The sequence below is a fragment of the Pseudoduganella sp. RAF53_2 genome (assembly GCF_052113985.1).
In the GTDB taxonomy this organism is placed as follows: Bacteria; Pseudomonadota; Gammaproteobacteria; order Burkholderiales; family Burkholderiaceae_D; genus Rugamonas.
In genome coordinates this window covers 1-7,788 of sequence record NZ_JBFRDW010000255.1, presented here as the reverse complement: position 1 = coordinate 7,788, position 7,788 = coordinate 1, and the positions used below count along the sequence as shown (strand labels likewise).

Below are 7,788 nucleotides of genomic sequence, written 5' to 3'. Positions count from 1 at the left end.
GGGCGCGGACTTGGGCGCGGCTTCAGCGGGAACTTGAGTTGCAGCCACCGCAGCCAGCGCGCCTTGCAGAAAATTGCGGCGCGTTAGGTTGGAGTTATCTGGCATTATTCGCTTTCAAAATGTGCGACCGATGATGGCCTTACAACGTTAATCCCACCGTTAGCTCCCTAACACAAACGTTTAATCCATAATGTCGGAATGAAATACGCATTCATCCTGATGAGCTGCCTGCTGGGCTCTGTGCCAGCCGCCCAGGCGCGGGCCGCCGATGCCCCCTGGTGCGATCGTCTGGCCGCGCGCCTGCCTTCGGTATCGGCGTCGAGCTGCCGCCAGAGCGCAGTCGCGCCAAGCGGCGCCAAGTCCAACCTCGGCTTTCCCATTCTTGAACGCGATATCGCACCGCGTGTCCCTGCCGCCGCGCCTCCCCTGCGCGTACTTCTACTGGGTGGTATTCATGGCGATGAGCTGACTGCGTCCTCGCTGGTGTTCCAGTGGCTGCAGCATATGGATGCGCCAGACGCGCAAGGCGTGCACTGGAAAGTGGCGCCCCTGCTCAATCCTGACGGTCTGCTGGCCGCCAAGCCGCAGCGTGTGAATGCGCACGGCGTGGACCTGAACCGCAACTTCCCCACGCCCGGCTGGAAACAGGAAGCGCCGCGCTACTGGACCAGGGTGACGCGCAGCGATCCGCGCCGCTTCCCCGGAAAAGCCCCGCTGTCCGAACCGGAAACGCGCTGGGTCAACGACACCATCGAACGATTCCACCCCGATCTGATCGTGTCCGTGCACGCGCCCTTCGGCATCCTGGATTTCGATGGCCAGRCCGAACCGCCGCGCAATTTCGGACGGCTGATCTATCACCGGGTCGGCGTCTATCCGGGCTCACTGGGCAACTACAGCGGCTGGCACAAGCAGGTGCCGGTGATCACGATTGAATTGCCCAATGCGCAGTCCATGCCACCCGACGCCGAAGTGCAGCGCATTTGGCGCGACATGCTGGACTGGATCAAGCGGAATATGACGCCACGCTACGCCAATGGTGCAGCCGTCGAAGGTGGCACCGCCGACTGAGCGGCGTTCATCACCATGGCAAGGAAAGTGTAGTAGCCGTTCAGTCCCATCAGATCCACCACGCCATGCTCGCCGAAGCGCGCCAGTGCGGCGTTATAGGTGGCGTCGCAAACGCGCTTTTGCTGGTGCAGCTCGATACAGAAGTCATGTACGAGCGCTTCATCTTCGCTCATCGCATCCGGACGGCGGTGCGCGGCAATCGCATCTACCGTAAGCTGGCTGATGCCTTCCTGCAGCGCTATCGGCGCGTGGATCGCCCACTCGACCTGCTGATCCCACTGCCGCGCTGTGACGAGAATCGTCAGTTCGGAAAGCCGCGTGCCAATTGCACTGCGATAGCGAAGGTACTCTCCCATGCGCTGAGCGCAGCCCATCAGCTCCGGGCTGCGAATCAGCGGCACAAAGGGGCCGTACAGCGCACCGCGCGGTCCGTCGATCACGGCTTGCGCGGCCGCTTGCTGGGTGGCGTTCAGTTGATCGAAAGGGATAGTCGGCAGGCGATCATTCATACACGGTTTGCTCTCTCAAAAAGCATTTACCCAACAGTGGAAACATGCGATGCTACAACAAGCGCTACGTATCAGGCATTCTCGCATCAGTTCAACGTTGTTGACAGCGACGAGGTAATTCATGGTGCTTCGACTTCCTATCAAACCGCCAGCTCCGCCACAAGTAGCGCCGGCCTTTCGGCCGAACACATCTTCCCCCGCTCTACAAAACGCTCCTCACCGCTCCCGGCTGCCGTAAAAAGAAAAATTCGGAACGACATGGCTGGACCAGGTGCCCGACCCCAATAATCTGTGGCACAGCTATTGGACCAATGACGTGACGAAAAAAGGGCCTGAACAAAGGCATAGGAACATTGCACCGGACAAGAGAAAAGTCAAAACGTAGCTTTCACGCGCGGGCTAATGTCGCAGGACGTCCAACCCGAACGCGAGGCTTTCATGACTCACCTGATCCACCGCGACCTGCGTCACACCCCGCCTACCGCCGTCTGCGCCTTCGGCATACAAGTGCGCGATAAGGATGGCAATACCTATCTCGATGCCAGCGGCGGCGCCGCCGTTTCCTCGCTCGGCCACAGTCATCCCGACGTGCTGGCCGCCATGCAGGCGCAGCTCAAGGTCGCGGCTTATGCGCACACGTCCTTCTTCACGACCGATGTGGCCGAGGAACTGGGCGAGCGTCTGGCACAGGATGCACCAGGTGATCTGAATTTCGCTTACCTCGTATCCGGCGGCTCGGAAGCAATTGAAGCTGCACTGAAGATGGCGCGCCAGTTTTTTGTGGAGAACGGGGAAACGGACCGCCGCGTATTCATTGCGCGCCGCCAAAGCTATCATGGCAACACGCTGGGTGCGCTGGCCTTGGGCGGCAACGAATACCGCCGCCGCCATTTCGAACCCATGCTGATGGATGTGGCGCGTGTGTCGCCCTGCTTCGAATACCGCGAGCGCCCGGCCGGTCAGGATGTGCACGAATACACAGCAGGCCTGCTGCAGGAGCTGGAAAAGACTATTCTCGACATTGGCCCACAGAACGTGATCGGATTCTGCGCCGAACCAGTCGTCGGCGCAACCAGCGGTGCAGTGCCGCCAACGCCAGGCTATTTCAAGGGCGTACGGTCGCTGTGCGACAAGTACGGCATGCTGCTGATTGCCGATGAAGTCATGTGCGGCATGGGCCGCACCGGCACACTGTACGCCATCGAGCAGGAAAACGTGGTGCCGGATCTTATCGCGCTGGGCAAAGGCCTGGGCGCGGGCTACCAGCCAATTGGCGCGGTGATGGCGCGCGATCACATCATGCAGCGCATGCGCAGTGGCAGCGGCGTGTTCCAGCATGGGCATACCTACGTCGGACACCCGGTAGCCGCAGCGGCGGCACTGGCAGTGCAGAAGGTGATCAGGCGCGATTGCCTGCTGGGCGCCGTCACGGTACGCGGCGCCAGTTTCAAGCGCATGCTGCGCGACGCCTTCGGCAATCATCCACACGTAGGCGATATTCGCGGACGCGGCATGCTGATTGCGCTGGAGCTGGTGCAGGACCGCGAAACCAGGCGGCCTTTCGATCCCGACCTGCGCTTGCACGCGGTGGTGAAGCAGCAAGCCATGGCGTGTGGATTGATGGTGTATCCGATGGGCGGCACCATCGATGGCAAACGGGGCGACCATATCCTGCTGGCGCCGCCGTTCATCGCGTCGGAGAACGACCTGCAACAGATCGTGACGCGTTTGTCGGACGGGCTGGCGCGTTCAATCGCCAGCGTTCGTCCGTCTTAGAACTCCTGGTAACCGATGACGTCCTGCTGCTGTTCGCCGAGGCCGGCGATGCCGAGGCGAACGAAGTCGCCCTTTTTCAGGTAACGCTTGCGCGCCATGCCAACGCCGGGTGGCGTGCCGGTGGCGATGATGTCGCCCGGTTCCAGCGTCATGAACTGAGAAATGTACGCAACCAGTTGCGGCACCTTGAAGATCATGGTCGACGTGCTGCCGGTCTGCATGCGCTTCTCGTTCACTTCCAGGTACAGATCGAGGTCGTTCACATCCCACACTTCGTCACGTGTGACCAGCCACGGGCCGACCGGGCCGAAGGTATCGCAGCCCTTGCCCTTATCCCACTGGCCATTGCGCTCCAGCTGGAATTCGCGCTCGGACACGTCGTTCACCACGCAGTAGCCGGCAATATGCTTTTCGGCGTTTTCCACGCTCACATTACGTGCGCGCTCGCCGATCACGACGCCCAGTTCCACTTCCCAGTCGGTCTTCTTCGAGCCTTTGGGCAGCATGATGGGATCGTCCGGGCCGGACAGGCAGCTGATCGCCTTCAGGAAGATGATCGGTTCTTTCGGAATCGGCATACCGGCTTCTTTTGCGTGGTCCGCGTAATTCAGGCCAACGCCGATGAATTTGCCGACCTTCGCAATGGGAACGCCAAAGCGTGGATTACCGCGCACCACGGGTAGCGACTCAGGATCGACTTTGGCCAGCTTGCGCATGGCTTTGTCCGACAGGTTGGCGCCGCCGATATCGCCGCTGATCACGCCGGAGAGGTCTCGCAGCTTGCCTTCTTCATCGATCAGACCGGGTTTTTCTTTGCCTTGGCGGCCGTAACGAACCAGTTTCATAACATCTTCCTTCTTGTTGAAGGCGATATTCTACCGGATGGTTTGGATTGCCCTCGGACGCGTGCGAAATCGGCGGTGCAGGTAGTACAGCAGACCCGGTATTTGCAGCAGTAGCAGCACGRCGAATCCGAACTGGTAGGCGCGCATTGGCGATGCGCTTGCGTGACTGACAATCCAGCCGAAACCTGCCTGCACGGCGAAGGCGCCGCTGAAGATCAGGAGGTTCAGGCAGGTCGATGTGCGCCCCATCAGCGCGGGCGGAACGGATTGGGAGACGATGGTGTATTCGATGCCGGTGATGGTCCCAGTGAGCATGAAAGCCACGGCCAGCATTGGCATGGCGGGGCGCCATCCTGTCAGGAACGCGCACTGCACCAGTATGAAGATGGTGATACCGATGGCGGCAACGTCGATTGGCTGGCGTCCATGTTTGTTGGCCCACTCGGTCAGCATGCCGACCGCGATGGCGCCGAAGATGACGGCGACCATGCCGAGGTAGAGCAGCCAGGCGATGGTTTGCTGGTCCATCCAGCCGGCGTCGGCCAGCCAGCGGCTGATCCACAAACCCTGGATGCCGAAATAGACCGTGTGCGGGATCAGCACCAGCGATGCGGTGTCGCGGAAGGCATGGTGGCGGAAGATTTCAGCCAGCGCCTGTCCCGTGAATGGCTTGGGCCTGGCCGCTGGTGCGGTAGGTGCGGTTGGTGCGAGCAGCAGAATTGTCACGGCCAGCACCACGCAGCAGATTGCAAGCGCGGCGAAGATGCCGCGCCAGTCGGTGTAATGCAGCGCCAGCCTTACCGGCAGCGTGGCCGAGGCGGCGCCGAGCCCTCCTGCTGCGATCAGATAGCCTTGCACGGACGGCGCCTTCTGCGGCGAGATCCAGGTGGAGATGGCCTTCATCGCGGCCATGAAACACGCGGCCAGTCCCAGTCCCATGATGGTGCGCGCGCTCGCCATCTGCGCGAAGTCCCGGCTTTGCGCGAAGGCGAGCGTGCCGAAGGCGGCGACCAGCAGCATGACGAATTGCACCCGGCGCGGCCCGTAGTGGTCCAGCGCCATGCCGACCGGCAGCTGGGCGACGGCGAAGGCCAGGAAGTAGGTGCTGGTCACAGTACCCATTTGCGAAGTGTTCAGATGCAGTTCCGCCGTCATCTGCGGCGCCAGCATCGCGTTCACCGTGCGCAGCAGCCAGGAAAGGAAATGCCCTAGCGCGAACGGCACAAACACGCAGCACAGCACCGCCACGCCAGACAACTCACCCGCCGCCCTCACCCGTCCCTGCCACGCCCGCGCGAACCTGCTGCCCTTCGCCTGCGCCGATGCGATCGGTACAGCGGTGGAGGTGTCGTCGGCCATGGCGGCGGCGCTAGGCGACATGGGTGTGGGCGGCGCACGCCGCGCCGCGCGCCTGGGCTGCGGGAGCGATGGAGATGACCTTGCGCTGGTCCGGCTCTTCGTCTGCCTCGAAGAAGAACCGCTCTTTGCCGAACGCGGGTTTCAGATGATCCATCCAGGTCGCCTCCGGATCGAACTTCGCGTAGAACGGCTTGCGTACCCAGTCCGGATTGCGCGCCTGAAGGAACTGCAGCGCAAACACCTTCTCCCCGCCGATCGTCGCCACACCATCGATCACCACCTTGCCCGGAAACGCGCTCATCGAAGGCCCGCGCACAGTGCGCGCCAAACCGGACACCATCTGATACGCCGTCTGGAATATCTCATGCGCCCGCGCCAGCGGCAAAGCGAAATACTCGCGCGGCCCCGTATCGCGCTCGACGAACATGTAATACGGAATAGCCCCCAGGCGCACGCCCGTCTGCCACAGCTCCGCCCAGCTGAAAGGGTCTTCATTGATATGCCGGATCAGCGGACCCTGCATGCGCAGCGTCGCTCCCGTGCCCACAATGCGCTTGACCGCCTGCTGTGCGATCTCCTGCCGCAGCTCCACCGCGTGGTTGTAGTGGCCCATGATGGCCATATTGCGTCCCGACGACACTACCTTCTCGAACAATCGCATCAAATCATCGGCATCGCGATCCGTCACAAAGCGCTGCGGCCAGTACGCCACCGATTTGGTGCCGATGCGGATGTTCTGGATATGCGCCAGCTCCGGCGCCAGCAAAGGCTCGATGATCCCGGCCAGCGAGCGCGTGTTCATGATCAAAGGATCGCCGCCCGTAATCAGCACATCGGTCACCTCGCGATGCGACTGGAGATACGCCACCAGTTCGTGCGTCTCCTTTGCATCGAACTTCATATCCTCCATGCCGACGAACTGCGGCCAGCGAAAGCAGAAAGTGCAATAAGCATGGCAGGTCTGGCCCGAACTGGGAAAGAACAGCACCGTCTCGTTGTACTTGTGCTGCAAGCCGCGCAAGGGCGCATCGTTCACGCGCGGCACATTGTGCGTCATCTGCCCGGCCGGATGGGGATTCATGCGCAGGCGGATCTGATGCACCAGCTTTGCCGCCGCCGCTTCATCCTGCTTCACCAGCAGCAGATCGCGCAGCTGCCAATACTCGTGCGGCGGCAGCATGTCCCGATGCGGAAAGACCAGCCGGTAGATCGGATCGTCCGGCACCTTGTGCCAGTCGATCAACTGATCCAGCACGTATTCGTTGGTGCGGAATGGCAGCACATGCGACACCACCTGCACGGCCTCCTGCTGTTCGGGTGACAGGCAATGCCATTGAGGCGCCTGGCGGATCGTCTGACGGGTGTAGGGCTTGAACTTCATGGCGCTCTCCTGTTCGGTGTGGGCTGGAAGTTTCATGCTAGCTACAGAAATCCAAGCCACCTTGCGCTAGCGCAACTTCCTCAAAGCAACAGCGTCGTACATTGAGCATTCCCGAACCCGCAAGGAGATCGACCATGAAACGCGTGTTGTCCGCCGCAATGATCGTGCTCGCCACGGCGAGCGTGCATGCCGCCGAAGAGCCCACGGAAAAAGACGCCATCGCCATGACCGAACGCGGCGCGGCCTACATCAAAGCCCACGGCAAGGATGAAATGATGAAAAGGATCGCTGCCAAGGACGCCGAATTCGTGCAGGGATCTCTGTACGTTGATATGCGCGACATCAACACCGGCATCGTGCTGGCGCATCCCTTCAATCCGACCATCGTCGGTAAGGACCTGACCGATGTGCCGGACGCCAGCGGCAAGAAGTACCGCCGCGAGATCATCGAGCTGGCGGCCAGAAAGGGCAAGGGCTGGGTCGATTACATGTACAAGAATCCGCAGACCGGCAAGATCGAACCGAAGACCACCTACATCCTGCGCGTCGGCGATGTGGTGCTGGAAGCGGGCATCTACAAGAAGTAGCGCCATGTTGAACAAACTGCGGATCGGACCCAAACTGCTGCTGGCGCCCGGCATGGTGCTGGTGCTGCTGCTCGCGACCGCCACCAGCGCCTGGATGGGTATGGTGCGGCAGAACGCGTCGATGGAAAACCTGGTGCAGGTACGGGCCACGCGGCTGAAGGCAGCGGCGGACGTGGCGGGCGAAGCGCGCTTTGCGCATGCGAATATTTATCAACTGCTGGCGTGGATTAACGGCAGCTTCGCCAAGGAGAGACTGGATG

The 7,788-nt window shown here is 61.5% G+C and carries 8 protein-coding genes and 1 pseudogene; 4 read left to right on the top strand and 5 right to left on the bottom strand.

Features of this window, described 5'->3' with window-relative positions:
- The coding region (locus AB4Z11_RS16130; protein ID WP_442026263.1) for a twin-arginine translocation signal domain-containing protein at window positions 1-105 on the bottom strand (105 nt) is incomplete at its 3' end.
- 93 nt (window positions 106-198) lie between these two features.
- Between AB4Z11_RS16130 and AB4Z11_RS16125 the strand changes: the two genes are divergently transcribed.
- Complete coding sequence (locus tag AB4Z11_RS16125) at window positions 199-1,071, top strand: M14 family zinc carboxypeptidase (RefSeq protein ID WP_442026262.1); 873 nt, start codon at window positions 199-201, stop codon at window positions 1,069-1,071.
- On the opposite strand, the gene AB4Z11_RS16120 is transcribed toward AB4Z11_RS16125, so the two are convergent.
- Window positions 1,029-1,580 (bottom strand): carboxymuconolactone decarboxylase family protein, encoded by a 552-nt coding sequence (locus AB4Z11_RS16120; RefSeq protein WP_442026261.1) that lies wholly within the window; start codon window positions 1,578-1,580, stop codon window positions 1,029-1,031. The two genes, AB4Z11_RS16125 and AB4Z11_RS16120, sit on opposite strands and share 43 nt — an antisense overlap.
- A 438-nt stretch (window positions 1,581-2,018) precedes the next feature.
- Here AB4Z11_RS16120 and AB4Z11_RS16115 point away from each other — a divergent pair, with 438 nt between their 5' ends.
- Window positions 2,019-3,356: an aspartate aminotransferase family protein gene (locus tag AB4Z11_RS16115; protein ID WP_442026260.1), complete on the top strand. Its 1,338-nt coding sequence runs from the start codon at window positions 2,019-2,021 to the stop codon at window positions 3,354-3,356.
- Here the strand turns inward: AB4Z11_RS16115 and AB4Z11_RS16110 are convergent.
- The 3 genes from AB4Z11_RS16110 to AB4Z11_RS16100 are packed head-to-tail and all read right to left on the bottom strand — an operon-like array spanning window position 3,353 to window position 6,977.
- The gene (locus AB4Z11_RS16110; RefSeq protein WP_442026259.1) at window positions 3,353-4,201 is read right to left on the bottom strand and encodes a fumarylacetoacetate hydrolase family protein; all 849 of its coding nucleotides are present in this window, start codon (window positions 4,199-4,201) and stop codon (window positions 3,353-3,355) included. The two genes, AB4Z11_RS16115 and AB4Z11_RS16110, sit on opposite strands and share 4 nt — an antisense overlap.
- A gap of 30 nt (window positions 4,202-4,231) precedes the next feature.
- Window positions 4,232-5,581 (bottom strand): MFS transporter, encoded by a 1,350-nt coding sequence (locus tag AB4Z11_RS16105; RefSeq protein WP_442026258.1) that lies wholly within the window; start codon window positions 5,579-5,581, stop codon window positions 4,232-4,234.
- Window positions 5,571-6,977 (bottom strand): KamA family radical SAM protein, encoded by a 1,407-nt coding sequence (locus AB4Z11_RS16100; RefSeq protein ID WP_442026257.1) that lies wholly within the window; start codon window positions 6,975-6,977, stop codon window positions 5,571-5,573. The genes AB4Z11_RS16105 and AB4Z11_RS16100 overlap by 11 nt, the downstream gene beginning before the upstream one ends.
- 98 nt (window positions 6,978-7,075) lie before the next feature.
- Here AB4Z11_RS16100 and AB4Z11_RS16095 point away from each other — a divergent pair, with 98 nt between their 5' ends.
- Together AB4Z11_RS16095 and AB4Z11_RS16090 are read left to right on the top strand one after the other, a co-directional pair.
- The gene (locus AB4Z11_RS16095; protein WP_442026256.1) at window positions 7,076-7,528 is read left to right on the top strand and encodes a cache domain-containing protein; all 453 of its coding nucleotides are present in this window, start codon (window positions 7,076-7,078) and stop codon (window positions 7,526-7,528) included.
- 4 nt (window positions 7,529-7,532) lie between these two features.
- Window positions 7,533-7,788, top strand: a pseudogene (locus tag AB4Z11_RS16090) (methyl-accepting chemotaxis protein); the annotation flags it as partial.

Excerpts from the sequence above, each read along its gene's own strand:
- AB4Z11_RS16120 (WP_442026261.1), bottom strand. The coding sequence starts at position 1,580 with ATGAATGATCGCCTGCCGACTATCCCTTTCGATCAACTGAACGCCACC.
- AB4Z11_RS16115 (WP_442026260.1), top strand. The coding sequence starts at position 2,019 with ATGACTCACCTGATCCACCGCGACCTGCGTCACACCCCGCCTACCGCC.
- AB4Z11_RS16100 (WP_442026257.1), bottom strand. The coding sequence starts at position 6,977 with ATGAAACTTCCAGCCCACACCGAACAGGAGAGCGCCATGAAGTTCAAG.
- AB4Z11_RS16110 (WP_442026259.1), bottom strand. The coding sequence starts at position 4,201 with ATGAAACTGGTTCGTTACGGCCGCCAAGGCAAAGAAAAACCCGGTCTG.
- AB4Z11_RS16095 (WP_442026256.1), top strand. The coding sequence starts at position 7,076 with ATGAAACGCGTGTTGTCCGCCGCAATGATCGTGCTCGCCACGGCGAGC.